The 17,104-nt window shown below is 40.9% G+C and carries 12 protein-coding genes; 4 read left to right on the top strand and 8 right to left on the bottom strand.

Annotated elements, in window-relative coordinates; all coding sequences use genetic code 11:
* On the top strand, window positions 1-2,019 hold a 2,019-nt coding region (locus ACMUMJ_RS15275; protein ID WP_414679714.1), incomplete at its 5' end, for a hypothetical protein.
* 180 nt (window positions 2,020-2,199) lie between these two features.
* Here ACMUMJ_RS15275 and ACMUMJ_RS15270 read toward each other — a convergent pair.
* Entirely contained in the window at window positions 2,200-4,137 is a 1,938-nt protein-coding gene (locus ACMUMJ_RS15270) for a bifunctional 2',3'-cyclic-nucleotide 2'-phosphodiesterase/3'-nucleotidase (RefSeq protein ID WP_414679713.1), read from the bottom strand.
* Window positions 4,138-4,290: 153 nt separating this feature from the next.
* Window positions 4,291-4,962: a zinc metallopeptidase gene (locus tag ACMUMJ_RS15265; protein WP_414679712.1), complete on the bottom strand. Its 672-nt coding sequence runs from the start codon at window positions 4,960-4,962 to the stop codon at window positions 4,291-4,293.
* A gap of 186 nt (window positions 4,963-5,148) precedes the next feature.
* Between ACMUMJ_RS15265 and ACMUMJ_RS15260 the strand changes: the two genes are divergently transcribed.
* The 3 genes from ACMUMJ_RS15260 (at window position 5,149) to mltA (ending at window position 9,649) form a co-directional block, all read left to right on the top strand.
* Window positions 5,149-5,766 carry a DNA-J related domain-containing protein gene (locus tag ACMUMJ_RS15260; RefSeq protein ID WP_414679711.1) on the top strand — a complete coding sequence of 206 codons (618 nt, stop codon included), beginning with the start codon at window positions 5,149-5,151 and terminating at the stop codon, window positions 5,764-5,766.
* Between the two features lie 143 nt (window positions 5,767-5,909).
* Window positions 5,910-8,387 (top strand): EAL domain-containing protein, encoded by a 2,478-nt coding sequence (locus tag ACMUMJ_RS15255; RefSeq protein WP_414679710.1) that lies wholly within the window; start codon window positions 5,910-5,912, stop codon window positions 8,385-8,387.
* Between the two features lie 74 nt (window positions 8,388-8,461).
* The gene (mltA, locus tag ACMUMJ_RS15250; RefSeq protein WP_414679709.1) at window positions 8,462-9,649 is read left to right on the top strand and encodes a murein transglycosylase A; all 1,188 of its coding nucleotides are present in this window, start codon (window positions 8,462-8,464) and stop codon (window positions 9,647-9,649) included.
* 33 nt (window positions 9,650-9,682) lie between these two features.
* On the opposite strand, the gene ACMUMJ_RS15245 is transcribed toward mltA, so the two are convergent.
* From ACMUMJ_RS15245 to ACMUMJ_RS15220, 6 genes are all read right to left on the bottom strand, one after another.
* On the bottom strand, window positions 9,683-10,453 hold the full coding sequence (locus tag ACMUMJ_RS15245) for a heme ABC transporter ATP-binding protein (protein ID WP_414679708.1): 771 nt from the start codon (window positions 10,451-10,453) through the stop codon (window positions 9,683-9,685).
* Window positions 10,454-10,535: 82 nt separating this feature from the next.
* A complete protein-coding gene (locus ACMUMJ_RS15240; protein WP_414679707.1) occupies window positions 10,536-11,600 on the bottom strand; it encodes a FecCD family ABC transporter permease in 1,065 nt (354 codons plus the stop codon).
* Window positions 11,590-12,489, bottom strand: coding sequence for a heme/hemin ABC transporter substrate-binding protein (locus ACMUMJ_RS15235; protein ID WP_414679706.1), 900 nt, complete (start codon window positions 12,487-12,489; stop codon window positions 11,590-11,592). The genes ACMUMJ_RS15240 and ACMUMJ_RS15235 overlap by 11 nt, the downstream gene beginning before the upstream one ends.
* The gene (locus tag ACMUMJ_RS15230; RefSeq protein ID WP_414679705.1) at window positions 12,486-13,583 is read right to left on the bottom strand and encodes a hemin-degrading factor; all 1,098 of its coding nucleotides are present in this window, start codon (window positions 13,581-13,583) and stop codon (window positions 12,486-12,488) included. The genes ACMUMJ_RS15235 and ACMUMJ_RS15230 overlap by 4 nt, the downstream gene beginning before the upstream one ends.
* 136 nt (window positions 13,584-13,719) lie before the next feature.
* Complete coding sequence (locus ACMUMJ_RS15225) at window positions 13,720-14,925, bottom strand: HmuY family protein (RefSeq protein ID WP_414679704.1); 1,206 nt, start codon at window positions 14,923-14,925, stop codon at window positions 13,720-13,722.
* 76 nt (window positions 14,926-15,001) lie between these two features.
* On the bottom strand, window positions 15,002-17,017 hold the full coding sequence (locus tag ACMUMJ_RS15220; RefSeq protein WP_414679703.1) for a TonB-dependent receptor plug domain-containing protein: 2,016 nt from the start codon (window positions 17,015-17,017) through the stop codon (window positions 15,002-15,004).
* Window positions 17,018-17,104: the final 87 nt, after the last annotated feature.

Below are 17,104 nucleotides of genomic sequence, written 5' to 3'. Positions count from 1 at the left end.
CTTAATGGTAAGGTTATTGGCACTGGTGTTGTTTCAGAGTCACAAAATGATGATGGGAAATATACATATTCAGTGGCCGTTAAAGGGTCTGATTTAGCCAATACGACATCAAACCCTTCTCTTGTTGTCACTGTTTCAGGCGAAGATCAGGCTGGAAATGCATTTGAGGCTTCTAACACAGCAGCGTATGAGAATGGAACAGGAAGAGCCGTTATCGTTGAGCCTCCTGTTATTACTAATGTTACAGACGACTCTGCGGCTTCTGATTATTCTCTTGTAACGCTTCATGGTACAGGAGAGCCAGGTGCGTCAATCACTCTTTATGTGATTCCAGGCTCTACTGGAAGAGGAAAGAATCCCAAAACGGATGAATACACGAAAGTTGATGATGATTCAATCACTGTAGATGGCAGCGGTAACTGGACGGTAGATATTTCTAATCTGGACGATGTTCCAGTGGGTGACCATGAATTTTTCAAAGCGGTTCAAACTGATACGAATGGTCATGTTAGTGCTGAGTCGAATGCGCTCCATTACTGGCATGGCAATGGTGGTGGTGGTGGTGGCCATCACTTTCATGGCAAGCCTGGTGTGATGAGTACGGAGTCAGGTGATGATTTCATTCTGCTTGGTGAAGGTAGCGATCAAGTTCATATAAACGCTAATGATAACAATGATGCAGTGACTATCGATGGCGGTGCAGGTGATGATCTAGCTAGGTTTAGTAAAGATATATCGGAAATGCAGTCAATTACATTAGCCGATAATGGAAATGTAATTATTGTTGATGATCAGGGTGATACCAACGTTTTTGTTGATTTTGAAGGTTTCAGGTTCAAAGATGACCAATATAATAAAGAGTCGTTACTCGGCAATGGCACAAACAATGTGCAGGCGTTTATTCACATTTACACTTACCAAGGTAGACGCGAGACCGAGACGGCAGACAATTTCGATACTTTTGATGCAAAGAGTAATCTAGTGATCGGCGGTTCTTTACACTCAGGAGGTACTGTCACGTCTATTACTATCACGGATAGTAAAGGTGGTTCAATTGTTATCGAGTCTGATAACATTTTTCCACAGAAAGCAGAATCTAATTCCCAATACCCAGGGGGGTTATCTTTTGAGAACAAGGTTGATATTACAAGCTTGGCTGATGGAGACTTTAGTGTTGTTGTTGATGTTGTCGATAAAGATGGGAATAAAGGACGTGACGTTAACTTACTCAAAAAAGATACGGTAGATGATGAGATTGCGACACCGTCTATTGCATTCGAAAGCCCAGGATCTGATGGTGTTTATAATAGCAATGAGCTGGGAGACGATGGTAAGGTTACAGCGACAATTACTGTGACTGGATCTAAAATTGGAGATACGTTGACCTATACTGTAAATGATGAAAGTTCCGTTACGATCAAATTAACAAGAGCGTTGATTGAAAGTGGGATTACCATTGAAGTATCTCCAGAAGACACCGTAACAGCGACCTTGTCGGATGCGGCTGGTAATACATCAGATGAGGTATCAAATGCAGCAGCAAAAGCGAATATTTCTACTACTGCTACTAATAGCTCTGTAACGTCTAGTGCAGCGGCGGGCGTTGAAAGCCAAGACCAAAAGGGTGCTTCCAATAAAGAAGAGCAGTCTGAGAAAGAAGAGCAGTCTGAGAAAGAAGGCGACTATGGTCTGTTGACGAAAAAAGAACCAGGGTTGTTTCCAGAGTCAGATGATAATAAAGAGAACGAGCCGAGTCTCCCAGTTGGTGATAAAAACAACAATGCGGGTAATGAAGGTACGCAACCTAACCTTGGTGAAAAATTGAATCCTAAAGACGTGCTTACCACGGAAAACAATTCATCGGATTATTCAGACCCTGAATCGCAGGGTCAAGCGAAGAATGGTGAAGCTCAGGGTAATGATAAGCCTGTTGATTCACCCGAGCAAGCTGGAGCGGCTGATTATGCTGGCGATAGCACCTTTCACGATCAACTAAGTGGTATTAATCCAGATGGTTAATATTATGATTGAGTGTTCTAAAGGCCCGCATTAGCGGGTCCTTTTTTCGATAAGTGAATAAAATATGTGTGCTGATGTGGTCGAACCTGAATAATGGCGTTTCACTCTTGGTACGCCATTATTCAGGCTCGACCAGTTATTGGTGGAATGAACTATATTTATATTCTAGGGTATAATCGTTTAGTTTAATATGAATTCAGCAAAACCATCTTCACCGACTTCAACAAATGACATGGATTCAGGTGCGACATTTCTCGCTTTTGGTGATGTTTTAAAGCTGACTGTTGCGCTGCCAAATGTATCTGAGAAGGACCAATTCTGATCGGCTTCAGGATCAATTTTATTTTGCGTTAACAAGTAGTTAGCAACAACATCACGGTTTTTATCAGGAGCATGTATAACAACCGTAGACCCATCTAAACCAGGGAATTTACCACCACCACCAGAACGGTAGTTGTTGGTAACAACCAAGAAGTCTTGTGTCAAATTAATTGGTTTTCCCATGTAAGTCACATTATTAATACGGTTATTCCCTTCGATTAATACCCCTTTGTCGTCATAGCGATTAGGTTGAGTAACATCAATCTTATATTCAACGCCATCTAACACATCAAAATTATAAGTTGGGAATTTTGGATTGATTAGGGCTTGTTTGGTCGAAGATTTTGGATCAATTTGATTAAACTGTCCAGCTGCACGCTCTAACCATTCAACCACTTGTGCACCCGTTAATTGAACCACTTTCAGATCATTTGGATAAATATATAAATCACTTACGTTCTTCAACGCGATGTCACCTTTAGGCACATCGGTAAAGTAATCTGCCCCCCCACGGCCACCCGCTTTAAATGGCGCGGCTGCGGATAGAATAGGCATGTTGTCATAAGACGTGCCGCGAACGATATTTTTTGTATACCAGATCTGAGCATTATTAACGATTTGGATAGAAGGATCATCTTGTACTAATGCAAAGAAGCTGTTGATATCCGATGTGGTTTCACCCACTTTACGGCGCATATACTCTAATGCGCCCTCATGCTCACTCCGAACTGCATCATTAATGCTTTCATCCGCGTCTACAAGAGGCAATTTCTTACGTCCATCTCGACGGTAAATCGCACGCACAGAGGCCGTACCGTCTTTCACTTTCCAACCCTCTCCATTTGGTTCAAGTATTAGATCAACCACACCTAAATGACTGCCCCAAAAACCTGGCATTGTTGCAGGTACGCCAAATACCGTACCTTTTTCGCCATCAACACCTTCGTAGGATTCAATTGTCTTATCACCAGGAAAAATACGATGTGAATGACCAAATAAGATTGCATCAATCCCCTCTACTTTGGCTAAATGGTAGCTGGCATGCTCTTCTCCTTTTTTATGTGGGTTGTTATACATGCCACTATGAGGAATCGCGACTACAACATCAGCCCCTTTTGCTTTCATTTCAGGAATGTATTTTTTAGCACTTTCTACGATGTCTTTCGCAATCACTTTACCCGTTAGATTGTCTTTATCCCAGTTCATGATCTGCGGTGGTGTAAAGCCAATGTAGCCAATTTTTATTGTTTGTTCGTTGCCTTCACTATCAATTACTGTTTTTTCTTTGATAATGTATGGTTGGAAATAGGGCTGATCATTATCAGGATTGCCATCACCATCATCGACATAAACATTGGAAGATGTATAAGGAAAATTCGCACCGTGTAGCGATTTCGCAAGGAAGTCTAATCCAAAGTTAAACTCATGATTACCTATATTACCTACATCGTAATCTAATAAGTTCATCGCTTTAAATGCTGGGTGAACTTCACCAAAACGAAGAATACGGCCCTTTGCCATAAAATCCCCTAAAGGCGTTCCTTGCAATAAATCACCGTTATCAACAAGTACTGAATTGTCTACTTCTGCTCGTGCTTGTTTAATCAATGTAGCCACACGAGACAAACCCACTGAGTTACTCTGCTTATCACCGTAATAATCATAATCTACCAAGTTCATATGAATATCCGTTGTTTCCATTACTCGTAAGTCAATGGTTTGAGCATGTGCTAATCCAGCTACAGTCAATGCTGTAAAAGATGCAATTGCCGTTTTCAAAAAAACCGTTGGTTTCATGCTTTCTCTCCAAGATTCGTTTTTTATAATAAGCTTTAAATGTGTTACTTTTGACCAAAAAGACAGGTTACCAATAGAGTAAAATAATGTGAACGAAAAAGATGACATTATGATTACACAAGCGAAACATTCATACAGTACAACGCCTGTATATTAGCGTTTTAACCAGCGCCACACGAAAATAATATTCACTAAAGCACTCGCAATATAAGTGTACGCACACGCCTTCAATATTCGCTTGACTGCGGGTATATCTTCTTTATGAATGTAATCCCCTTCGACTAAAATAGGTAATGCCTTGCGAAAACTGGCATCCATTTCTTCGGGTAAAATAACAATGTGTATGAGCACTCCTGCAATACCAGTTAAACCAACAGCCAATACATGAAGTGGCACAGCATAAGGAAGCTGTAATAAGGCGGTAATAACAGGCCAGCCAAACAACACTATTGAACCCGCTTTTCTAAAAAAGTGCGCTAAGGGTAAGTATCGTAAACGTAAATTCGTTATTTTTTCTTTCTTACCATATTGAATTGCATGGCCAACTTCATGAGCTGCAACCGTAATCGCAGTAAGAGATTGTCCATAAAAGTAACTCGGGCTTAAGCGTACGCTGTTGGCTCTCATATCATAATGATCTTTGCCTTCTGTCGTCTGCTCTACTTTGATATTTAGCTCAAAACGATTTGCTAAATGCTGAGCAAACTCCCCTCCCGTTCCAGGGAAATCTTTACGATGGAATGCATAACGTTTTAAGGTGTACCTCACCCACAAGCTCGGTGCAAAAATAAGAAAAGCAAAAATAATAAAAGCGATAATCCACACAATAAAACCTTTTACCTAATATAAAACAACATTGAATTAAAGAATCAGAAAATTTACATCTGCCTTATTTTATACTAATACAAATGGTAGCATTGATTTCATTATACTCATCTTTTATGCGCTTTCTTCAAATACATTTAGATGATTTAACCAAATTATTTTCCGATTGTTACACAGTATTCACACATGAAAAACCCATTTATTATTCCTATATTAAGCATACTAAAAGAGCATAAAGAAGGGTTACCAGAGTTCGATATAATACGTACTCTAAAATCCCAATTTCCCGATTTTTCTACATTAGCTACAGACGCTAATCTCTGCTTATTTAGACAACATTTTCTCGTCATGAACGCCTTATATCAATTACAAACGCAACTTTGGCAGGACGAGAAACTGAAACTGTCCATCTCTCCTATGCATATCCAAATTGATTTTTCCTATTTAAACAAGCTGCCTCCCTCTAAGCATGATGAAAAAATACAAGGAACAAACGTTAACCACTCTGCTGAAGTAAAGCTGGCCAATTACTACTTAGATTGGAGTGAATACACAGATACGGATGAAGCCGAAGTAAAATTACTTTTAGATAATTTTTTTAAAGGAATGCAGCATCCAATCAAATTTGATCAAGCCTATAAAACGCTAAACCTACCTAAAGATGCGACCTATTCTGAAATAAAAAAACAATATCGATCACTAGCAAGCCAAGCTCATCCAGATAAAGGAGGATCTTCTACAAAATTTATTGAACTACGAGAAGCATTTGAACTGCTTTCTCATCATAAATCAGCGCAAACATAAATGAATACGAAATATCATATTACAAACCGTAAATATTGATATAACTTAAAAACACAAATTCTCACTGTAATATATATAAGATTCGTTCTACAATTAATCACTTCACTTATTCCATAATGTTATTTAATCAAAGGCCGTCTAGCATGATGAGGTTTGTATTAAGTATTGCTTTTATTTTTCTATCATTGAATGTCAATGCTTTTGATATACCTGAACCAGATGGCACTTATATCACTCAAGATCTACCAACTTGGATTGAATCAACGCCACTGCCTCCTGAAGAAGTATTATTACAACCTTTTAACCCAGATAGCTTCCCAACTTATACTAGTTTTTCAAATAAGACATTTTGGCACAAGCTCTCTTTTCCTCCTTTTCACGACGAAATAAACCAAACTTTTTACTTAAAAGTCAGCAACTTCATGATAGATGAACTAAATTTTTATCTTTTTCATGATAAAACGTTTATTCAAGAGTGGATCCGAGGAGACACTCAAGCTTGGAATTTATCAGGGCCTTATGAAGGCATTTGGATTCCGATTAGCCTCCATAAAACAGAAGAAACCCACCTATTAATTCGTAGGCACAGCACAGGCCCCGTTCTTTTACCTATCGCTCTATACAATGAATGGAACATCGAGCAAGCCAAGGATCAGCAAAAGACCTTCTGGGTCATTGCATTAACGTCATTAACCATTCTGCTATTTTATAATATTGTTATTTACTCTTTAACACGGGTATCTGCTTTTATTTATTATGTATCGTTTAATGCAGGCTTAATTGTCTCTCTCGCTTGCATTTTAGGTTTTGACCGATACTTCTTCTATTGTGAGCCTCTACAGCAATGGCTTACGTCGCATTTCCTCACTTTGCAAACCTTTCTACTTTGGGGAATTTGCCGATTCAGTTTGCATTTTCTTAATTTAAAACTGCATTATCCTGAATTTTGGAAACATAGATTCAAAATAGACACTGTGTTATTAAGCTTTCTTGGATTGAGTTACGTTCTTACAGAAAGCGCCATGGCGCCCATCTTCCTTTTGCTTCAACTTATAGTTCCCTCTTTATGCGTTTATTGGGCTATCTACACGAAATCATCCCATAAATTGTTTACTCGCTTATACATGTTCTCGTTGGGCTTGTTAATTATAGGATCTTTGGTTGGATCTGCTATTTATTGGAACCTTCTTCCATACAATGGATTCACTGAATACCTTTTTTTAATCACAACCGTTGTCCAATTATTAGGGTTTTCATTTGCTTTTAGTTCTCATGTAAGGCAAGCCAATCATGCTCAACATTTGCTCGCTCTTACAGATACCATGACAGGATTGCCTAATCGTCAATTTTTATTGTCTCAATTAGATTCAAACTTCAAAAAAGCCCGAAAAGAAAACTTTATCTTAAACCTTGTTCTAATTCGACTTATAGGTCATCACACTCTTAGCCAAGCAGTTGGCCCTGCCAATGCAGATCAAGCCGCTAGCCAAGCCTTTCTAAGTATTAATGATGCATTAACCAATCTGACGCATGTTGAAGCCATTAAATGGGGTCATTCGTCCCAAGTAAAATTAATTCGAGTCAGTTCAAGTAATTGTGTTTTCTTAACATCATCAAATGACATCGACAATATACTCACCGAGTTGATTCCAACGTTCGAAAAAAGCGTTTGGATTGATGGTTTAGAATTCCAACATAATATTAGTATTGGAGTAGCCCAGTACCCTAAAGATGCAAATACTATCGAGAAGCTCTTTCATTGTGCCCAACTAGCCACTGAGGAAAACCGACAAATTCACAACAGCTGGACAAGATACGATGAAAAATTTAAATCAAATCACAAACACCAATTAAACATTCTTTCTTTACTAAACAGAGATTTAAAAAACAAACAGCTAGAATTTCACGTGCAACCCAAAGTAAGCTTAAAAGACCAAACTATTGTAGGCGCAGAAGTGTTATTACGCTGGACAAATAAAGAATTAGGGGTCATGTCTCCAGCTGTCTTTATTCCGTTAGCAGAGCAAGCGGGGCTTATTTTAAAAGTAACTCAATACATTATCCAAGAAGTGTTTTCATGGGTTAGCCTACACCCACACCTAACACAAGATAGGCATCTCTCTATTAATATTTCTGCTAAAGACTTATTACATACGGACTTTTCTAAAACAATCGTGGCCCTGAAGAAACAGTACGATATCCCTGCTCATAATATTATTTTAGAGGTGACAGAAACCTCTATGTTTGAAGATAATGAAGTGTTCAGAGTGAATGTGTCTTTACTACGAGACCATGGCTTTGCTTTTTCTGTGGATGATTTTGGTACTGGCTATAGCTCAATGCACAATGTGATCACCTTAGACCCAGTCGAAATCAAGTTAGACAGAGTCTTTGTGAAAGACATAAATCAGTCTAGAATTAACCACATCCTCAGCGGGTGCATCATTGATTTGTGTACAAAAACTCGGTCTAAAAGCACGGCAGAAGGTATTGAAAAAATTGAGGAGATGCAGACATTACTGGCACTAAACTGCCAAATAGGTCAAGGGTATTTCTTCCATAGGCCTATGACGCCTGATAACTATTTAGCTTTGATTAATAAAGAGGATTTACTGAAATAACACTCTTACTCGCTTTATTTCAACTTTCTGACTTGCTACATTAGCATCTCTAACAAAACGTTTTTGGCTTTTTTATGAAACCGTTTATCTGTAATACATTAACTGGAACGTTAAGTGAGTATGTTACAAAGTCCATTAAGCCTTTGGGGATAACTCTCTTAGCTCTCAGCCTCTTAAGCGCCTGTTCTCGCAATGAAATTGACGACAGCAATCATTTTGATAACAATGGCCGAGACTTAACATCCCAAAAAAGAGAAACATTGTATTTAGAAGAGTCCCTTCCTCCCGGTTTACCCTACCCTGATGATACCTTCCAACAGGGGTTACAACAGCAAAAGCGTTATTTAAATAAAATTAAAGATCGGGATTATCAATTTGATTCTCTGAATTTTCCCAAATCGGCTCTTATCCAAGTCACTGATGAATTAAACCAATGGATAGAAGACCCAAGGTATTATCCCAAGATTGTCGCCCATCAAATCTCTGGCCAAGATCAACGTGGTAACGTCCAAGTCACAGGCTATTACGTTCCTATTTTGCCCGTTCGCCACACTCCAGATGAGACATACCGCTTTCCGCTTTATAAAAAACCCAAACCACCCATCTGGCCTAAAGACACGCCTCTCCCGAGCCGAGAAGAGATTGATTTTGACGGTGCATTAGATGGGCTTGGTTTGGAATTAGCATACACCGCTAGCCTTGTTGATAATTTCTTTTTACATGTCCAAGGGTCTGGCGTGGTTGAATACGAAGATGGCCAAAGACGATTACTCTCTTGGGGAGGCGTAAATGGCCATGCTTATCGCAGTTTAGGAAAAGAACTCATAGAAAGAAACGAGATTGAAAAAAGCAAAATGTCAGCACAGGCCATTCGTCAGTGGTTAGCTGATCATCCTAAGCGTCAAAGAGAAATCATGTCGACCAATCCCAGTTACTTATTTTTCTCTGAAGGCCCAACCTCTCCTATTGGTGCGGCTAATTTGCCGTTAACGCCTAAATACTCCATTGCTGTCGATCCAAATGTGATTCCTCTTGGTTCTGTCCTGCTCGGGAAACTGCCTAAACTAGATGACCAAGGAGACCTTGTAGGACATGAATTTCATCTACTTTTAGCTCAGGATAAGGGTGGGGCAATTAAAGGATCAGGCCATATTGATTGGTATCAAGGTATAGGCTCTGAAGCCAAGGTATTGGCAGGACAACTCAAACACTTTGGCCATATTTGGCTATTACTTCCGACTAAAGAAGCGTCCATTCAATAACATTACAAAAATACGGTTTTGCTTAAGAGTCACTCATTCAAGCAACACCATGGGGCGTCCACTGGTGGGGTGTGGAATCACATGGTTTTGCACCTGATACAAGCCCTCTATCCTAGTCTGAGTGATTTGTGTCGCGGCATTTCCTTCTCCCATAATTCGACCACTTTTCAACAAGATCAATCTATCTGCGTATTGTGCAGCCAATTGTAAATCGTGTAATACACAGACGATCCCCATACCAGAGCCAGCCAGTACTGTTAACTGTATCATCAGTTGAGTTTGGTGATGTAAATCCAATGCAGACGTTGGTTCATCTAGAAATAAGTACTGAATTTCGCCCGTATAACTCGACCTCAGCTGAACCAATGCCCGAGCAATTTGCACTCTTTGCCGCTCACCACCAGACAATTCCAAATAAGATTGATGAGCAAGCTGTGCAACGCCCATTTGCTCTAGTGCCTGAAAGCACATTCCATTCACATCGGGCAACACCGCCTCCGCATGCACCCCCATGTGTACCACTTCTAGCGCGGTAAACGGAAAACTCAACATCACACTTTGAGACACCACGGCTCTGCGTTTACTTAAGTTTTGCACCGACCAGTCGCCCATATGCTTCCCTTCTAACGCAATCACACCATCATGAGACAGTTCGGCCCCTATCATGCAATTAAGTAATGTGGATTTCCCTGCGCCGTTTGGCCCCAGAATCACCGTTAGTTCACCAGGAACAACAGAGCAACTCACTTCCTTCAATAGTGTGTTTCCTCTTTTATAAACAGATACATCGTTTAATGTCAGCATAGGAGTTCTCTTTTTACTTGAATTCAAGTTATAAAATACTATCTGTAAAAACAGAGTAGACGCCACAGTGTAAAGCACATAGTTACGACAACGATTGGCTAGGTCGAAAAAGTAGCCAAAGAAAAAAGGGCCCGCCGAGTAAACTCGTTACAATACCCACTGGCAGTTCGGCAGGGCTAACAACAATACGAGAGAAGGTATCAGCAAGAATCATCAAGATGGCACCTAATATCGCCGAGGCAGGTATGAGAATACGATGGTCTGCTTTCCACATTAGTCGAATTAAATGCGGCACCACCAAGCCAACAAAACCGATGATGCCAGCAACCGATACAGCACACCCAACAGACAAGGCGGTAAGAAAAATAATTCTGTATTTAAGTTTCTTGGTATCTGTTCCTAAAAAACGGGCTTCAGGTTCTCCCAGTAGTAATCTATTGAGATGCCCTGATTGTTGAATCAGAAAAGCAACGCTCACTGCTGTAACCATCAATGTTACCCATACCGCCGACCACATAGCGCCACCGAAGCTGCCCATACTCCAAAAGGTCAATGATCTTAATTGCTCATCGGTACTTAGGTAAGTCAAAAAACCAACAGCAGCGCCAGCTAATGCATTAATAGCAACTCCAGCCAGTATAAGTTGCATAACATTACTCCCTCCTCTTACGTTCCCTATTTTGAAAATAAGAAGGCAAGTCAATGCACCACCGAAAAAAGCGGCTAGGCTTAACCCGTATAAACCACTCCATGCGATCCAAGCAGGAAAAAGCACAATCACTAATGCAACCGCCAACACGGCTCCACTGGAAATACCAATTAAGCCGGGGTCCGCCAATGGGTTACGAAACAATCCTTGTAAAGCCGCACCACTCACCGCTAATGTGGCACCAACACAAGCAGACAACAACACTCTTGGCATACGAATAGTAAACAGAATCTGCCCGTCTCGGCTGCTCCAGCCTTCACTAATGATGGCACTCCAATTTAAAGCATACGCTCCCACCGACAAAGATAAGAACATCGCGCCTAGTAGAAGAGTCATGATCATAATCCAAATGGACAATGAAGAGACAGAGCGTCTAAAAGGCATTCTATCTATCACAAAAGACGGCAATAAAGAGGCCTTTTTCACCTTATTCATCATACCAAAAAGACCTTAATTGCTGAGCAGCACCAATAGTTCTAGGGCCAAATCCCAGTAACAACAATCCATCCATAATAATTAAGCGACTTTCATCTTTCGCATCGGTTAAATGTAAAGAAGGCAAAGATTTCAGACCGTTTTTACTGTCATCATGGCTATTTACATCACGTCCGCCAAAAGAAGTAGAAACAATCCATTCAGGGTTCAAGTTCACCATCGCCTCTGCGGTTAAAGGCTTATACCCTTGTATCTCATGCGCTATATTTTCTCCTCCAGCTAAACGAATAATACGATCCGCAGAAGTATTGCTCCCTGCGACCATCGGGCTGCCTGTATGCTGCATAACGAACAGCACTCTGGGCTTTCTTTTATCTTTGCTAACGGACTGAGCCAATTGAATTTCATCTTGTTTCAATGAAGCAATGAGATGCTGAGCTCGTTTCTCAACCGACATAATTCGCCCAATTTTCTCTATATTTTCATATAACACATCAAGCGAACGCACCTCAGGTAACGTTACCCAAGGTAAAGACACACTCTTTAACTGGGTCAGTACTTTTATAGGGCCTGCACCTTCAGCGGAAAAAACCACATCAGGAGACAAGGACAGCACACCTTCCGTTGATAATGCTCTCATATAGCCTACTTTTTTGGTATGTTGGGCCGCTTCTGGATAATAGCTGCTGGTATCAGATCCAATAACATGATCCCCAACACCTAGTGCAAAGAGTATTTCAGTGGTTGCCCCACCAATACTGACCACTTTATCCACAGACTTAATCGGTAAGGTGGCAGACATCGCATGTGATGCTTGGAAAGCAAACGCAAGCACAGAGGCAAAACACAACGCGCTAATAAAGGTTATACATAAAGGGGTTTGCCATTTCATATCGCCTCCAGTCCCGCCACCAAGGCTTGCCATTCGCTCAGTTCTTTTTGACCCGGCTTACGAGCACCAAACAAACTGATAATCAACTCTCTTTTTGCATTAAAGCAGTCGATGGATGTAATAACACCGTCCACAGAAGGGCGCTTTACTCGCCAACAAGAAGTGATTTGAGTCGTGTCCAGATGCAAATTAAACTTAGCGTCCAGTACATTAAACCACTGTTTCATCCGCACTAACTTGTTAACAGGCCCCGTATAAATTTGCACTATTCCTTTATTTCCCACAAACACCATAATGTCTAACTGAATACCTTTTGCTTTTTCAAGCGCAATCTCAACACTGTCTAGGGCTATCGGTTGTGCATACTCAAGCCCCACTTTTTCCAAAGACTCCAAGCGGTCTATTTGCAGTGTTTTAAGAAGATCATTAAATTCGTGTACGTCTTTTAATTGAGACCAACGTGATCTCACGTCACTTGAGTTGTCTGTACCATTATTAGGAAATCTGGCCTCTTTTATTACGGACAACGCCACGGTTGCCGCTTGATCTTCAGATGTCATATCACTGACTAATGCATTCCATTGCGCCAAATCGGTAGTGTCTGTTGCATAAATTTTATGAATCGCACCACCAGCGGCATCAAAAAATTGCAAGCTGCGTCGAACGTCTTTCGCCGTGGGTTCAAAAACGGCAACCACGTGCACCCAATGCGCCAAAAACAATCTCAAATCCATATCACCTAGGTACAAGCCCATCGCATCGCCCAACACTTTTAATCCTTTGTATTCGGCTGTACGTTCATGCACCGCTTGGTCATTACGACTTAACGCCATCACTTCACCCAATGTTTCCACGCGGCGTAGTATCGTTTCGACTTCTGTTCGTAAGCGCACTCGGTGTTCTATTGGACTAAGCAGCAATAACTCCAATTCGCTGACACCAAGAGCCTCGGCGGCATTACGTATTCTTAATTCCGGAGACGCGGCCCTTAATTCATCCCATTGTTTTTTTAAGTTCAATTGCTTTTTCAAGTTCTGTTGATTTTCAACATTCAATTTGCCGCTTTCTACTGAACTTATTTCTTGTAATGACATAACGTTCACCTTTTTATTCCAAGAGGTTTCATTTCGATCCAATTTAATTCAAATTACTCTCTGTCCAGCAACGCATTACGTCTCAATGAGCACTTAGCGAATTAATATGAACAACTAACATGGCTAACTAACATCACTAATTAGCTTCTTGAAAGCGTATATTGGGATGTCCGCTTTCCCCGGTGTCAGAGTAATAGTTGGTAATTTGTAATTTGTACTGAGTCGATTCAGTATCCGCGTCATTAGTATTAATGACGTAAGTTCGGTAGTTAGGCCATAATTTGTGATTGCCCTCTAGATTGTAGGCATACCAAGATTGATCGAGAAAAATTCCCGCGTTGCTATCCGATTCATAATGGCGGCTAATGTCTGCTCCCGTCGACGTCATGGCTCCCGATACATAGGTGTCTTTTTCACTGATTAAGAAAGGGCCAAATGCACCACCACTACCGCCCCCAGATGGCCCACTATTGGTTTTAAGAAGAAAGTCACGCCCTTCCAACTGCAATTGAAGGTCCCAGTCTTCATTCACACGGCAATCTACGTTGGTGTTGGTATCAAAATCGAAGCAGGCTTGCCCGCCTGTTTTAGGAATAGACGCACTAAAAGAAGCATTGTTATCCACAAATTGGTTGCTACCCTGAGCCTGTACATCAAAGCGAAAAGTGACATCTAATGTCTCTGTATAATTCAACGTTTGAGTAGAAAATCGAGCGTAGCTGTCCCCTGATGCGGATTTCAATAACCACATATTGTCCGTGTTGGCACTAATGCTGTGCGTTGCCACATCATAGTTATACCAACCAAGGTCCATCAAGGTTCCTGTTGTCGTACCAGTACCCACTACTGCATAAGAAAATGTATCCGCTTGATATGTCAACGCAGACACATCAACATCACTGGTTAAATGGTTTAACTCAGCCTCTGGCGTAGCATTTAAAAAGACGCTGTTATTTGCATCACCCTCTATATAAAAATCGTCTTGAGGTGTAACCAAAGCAGCAGAGACCTGCCCAGCCCCAGATGTGCCTCCATTTAATATGATCGAAGAGCGTCGAAAACCAACATGCCAATTTGTGTCTGTTTTTGCTTCTTCTTCGGTTAACTCTACGACTTGGTTGGTATCCAAATTAAAATAGGCATAATTAACATAATCGCTCGCATCAATGATATTCGAAGATAGGCTTTGATCGCTTTCTGAAAGAACAGTGCTTGGATCACCTTCATTATTACTCGAACTCTCGCCACCATCAGCAGATCCCCCACCGCCGCAGGCTACCAATAGAATAGCGCCAGCCGTTAAACTGCATGGATACAAAATACATTTCGATAAGGCAGACATAAAACCCTCTTTTATGTGTTGTTGATTTCAATAGCGTTAGCTTTAAACAAATGGAATACCATGATTAACCTGTGCTCTAGTCTGATAAACTAAAGCCCACATATATATAACGACCGACTTCAGGACGAAAATCGCCCCCTTTATAAAAATCTTTTTGTGTGTCCGTTACGTTATTTACCCCAGCAAAAAGAGTGAACTCTTTACTGACACTTTTATTGATTTTGACATCGAATTCACTCCAGGACGGAGAGCGTCTTGTGGCCTGTTCATCAACGTATTCAGACGATTGATAGCGCCCTAATAAAGACACTTGACTGTCCCATTGAGGTAACTCTGCATCTAATGAAAGGTTAATTTGATGGTCTGGTCGTCGCGTTAACGGCTTACCGGTTTTAAGATCTTCACTCTGCATCCAGGTATAGCCCACTTGCAGCTGTACGTTCGACGAAAGTTGCTGTTGTAGGTTGAATTCTGCACCGTACGTTCTGGCTTTTTCTGCATTTTGATAACGGAAGACTTGAACATTATCCAATCGTTCAGCGGTGCTTTTTTCATCGAGTCCGGTTACTATCAAGTTATCAATGCGATTCAGAAACAGATTCACTCCGTATGATTGAGCCTGGCCATTTTCAATGCCTAGGCCAATTTGATAACTAAGCGATTCTTCTGGTACTAATGCATCGTTCCCATTTACAACATACCCAAGGTGACTATGATCAAAGAGAAAATACCTCTCTTTCAAATTAGGCACTCTATAGCCAGCGCCTACACCTGCCCTTAAGTAAGTACGTCTTTGAGAACGTGAATCAAAATCGTAACGAACATTCATTTTCGGTGCCGTATAAAATCCAAAATCGCTGTCATCTTGTACACGCACACCAGGCAAAAACTCCCAATTTTTATAGAAAAAATCGTCTTGTATATAAAGCTCTACGCTATTTCGCTCGGTATTTGGGGAGACTTCGTAAAGATTTTCTTTTTTCTGACTCAGTGATTCACTGAAAAATTGAGCCCCTAGATTAATCGTATGCTCTTCATAAGCGTTGGTTATCCAATCCAAATTGACTTGATTAAAGTCCAGATTCGCTTCTCTTCTTTGTTCTTTTTCAGGTGTAGATACAACATCTTGATAGGTTGTATTCTCTAATGTTTCTCGAATAATAGAAGCGCTTAATGATCCTTCGTCTAATTCCCATTGAGCGGCTGAATCAAACCGAATTCGGCTGGTGTCTTCCGTTTTCAACTTGTTAATGACTTTTCCACCCGCATTTTCTTGAAGGTTGCTCGCTAAGTCTTCGGCATAGTGCTCTAGGCCAAAAGAGTACTGCCCAAAAGACGCTTTATCCCAAGACACATCAAGACCAAATGTTGAACGAGTCCCCCTCGCACCTTGAGAATCCCAATCATTAGGCGTGACATCAAAACCATCCGTATCACTTACATCCGCTGAAAGGGAGACTTCCCAAGCACCAATACGACCAGAGCCAACAGCACTCACCCGACGAAAAACACTGTCTACCTTTTTCCCACTTGGGTTATCGTCACCATAGCTGCCTGTCTCGAGTGATACGGCATACTTAGTATCAAGATCAGAAGCATCGTTGAAATCATCACTCGAAGAGCGGCGAGTTATCACATTAATAACCCCTCCCATTGCTGAGCTGCCATACAAAGAAGAGGTTGCACCTTTTACAATTTCAATTCTCTCAACGCCCACTGTAGACAGTTGAGTGACATCCACACTCGAACCAGTCGTTGCAGATATAGGCAATCCGTCCACTAAAATTTTCACTCGATCACTTGAAAACCCCTGCATCCACACTTCAATGCCATTTTTCCCATGAATTGGCTTTAGCGTTAGACTTGAAATTCCTTTTAATGCTTCTGCAACTGTTTTTATATGACGTTTTTGCAACTGCTCTTTAGTAATAACTTCTGTTCGAACAGGAGTATCCGACACTATTTTTTGTGAACGCGTTCCCGTCACAACCAATGCGTCTAATTGAATCGTCGGTGCATTTTCTACAGCACTCTCTAAAGCATAGAGAGGCAAACCAGTAAAAACGAAAACAATAGGAAAGACGCGTTTCATATAAACACAACCAAAAGTGAGAATGATAATAGTTATTATCAACGCACTAAAACAGTTTGTCAATAATGATTCTCATTTAGATTTTAA

It is taken from the genome of Marinomonas phycocola (assembly GCF_047525455.1).
Taxonomy (GTDB): Bacteria; Pseudomonadota; Gammaproteobacteria; order Pseudomonadales; family Marinomonadaceae; genus Marinomonas.
This window is presented reverse-complemented; position numbering and strand designations above follow the sequence as displayed.

Bases quoted from the DNA above. Each gene is read 5' to 3' on its own strand.
- ACMUMJ_RS15270 (WP_414679713.1), bottom strand. From the start codon at position 4,137: ATGAAACCAACGGTTTTTTTGAAAACGGCAATTGCATCTTTTACAGCA.
- ACMUMJ_RS15260 (WP_414679711.1), top strand. From the start codon at position 5,149: ATGAAAAACCCATTTATTATTCCTATATTAAGCATACTAAAAGAGCAT.
- ACMUMJ_RS15255 (WP_414679710.1), top strand. From the start codon at position 5,910: ATGATGAGGTTTGTATTAAGTATTGCTTTTATTTTTCTATCATTGAAT.
- mltA (WP_414679709.1), top strand. From the start codon at position 8,462: ATGAAACCGTTTATCTGTAATACATTAACTGGAACGTTAAGTGAGTAT.
- ACMUMJ_RS15245 (WP_414679708.1), bottom strand. From the start codon at position 10,453: ATGCTGACATTAAACGATGTATCTGTTTATAAAAGAGGAAACACACTA.
- ACMUMJ_RS15240 (WP_414679707.1), bottom strand. From the start codon at position 11,600: ATGATGAATAAGGTGAAAAAGGCCTCTTTATTGCCGTCTTTTGTGATA.
- ACMUMJ_RS15235 (WP_414679706.1), bottom strand. From the start codon at position 12,489: ATGAAATGGCAAACCCCTTTATGTATAACCTTTATTAGCGCGTTGTGT.
- ACMUMJ_RS15230 (WP_414679705.1), bottom strand. From the start codon at position 13,583: ATGTCATTACAAGAAATAAGTTCAGTAGAAAGCGGCAAATTGAATGTT.
- ACMUMJ_RS15225 (WP_414679704.1), bottom strand. From the start codon at position 14,925: ATGTCTGCCTTATCGAAATGTATTTTGTATCCATGCAGTTTAACGGCT.
- ACMUMJ_RS15220 (WP_414679703.1), bottom strand. From the start codon at position 17,017: ATGAAACGCGTCTTTCCTATTGTTTTCGTTTTTACTGGTTTGCCTCTC.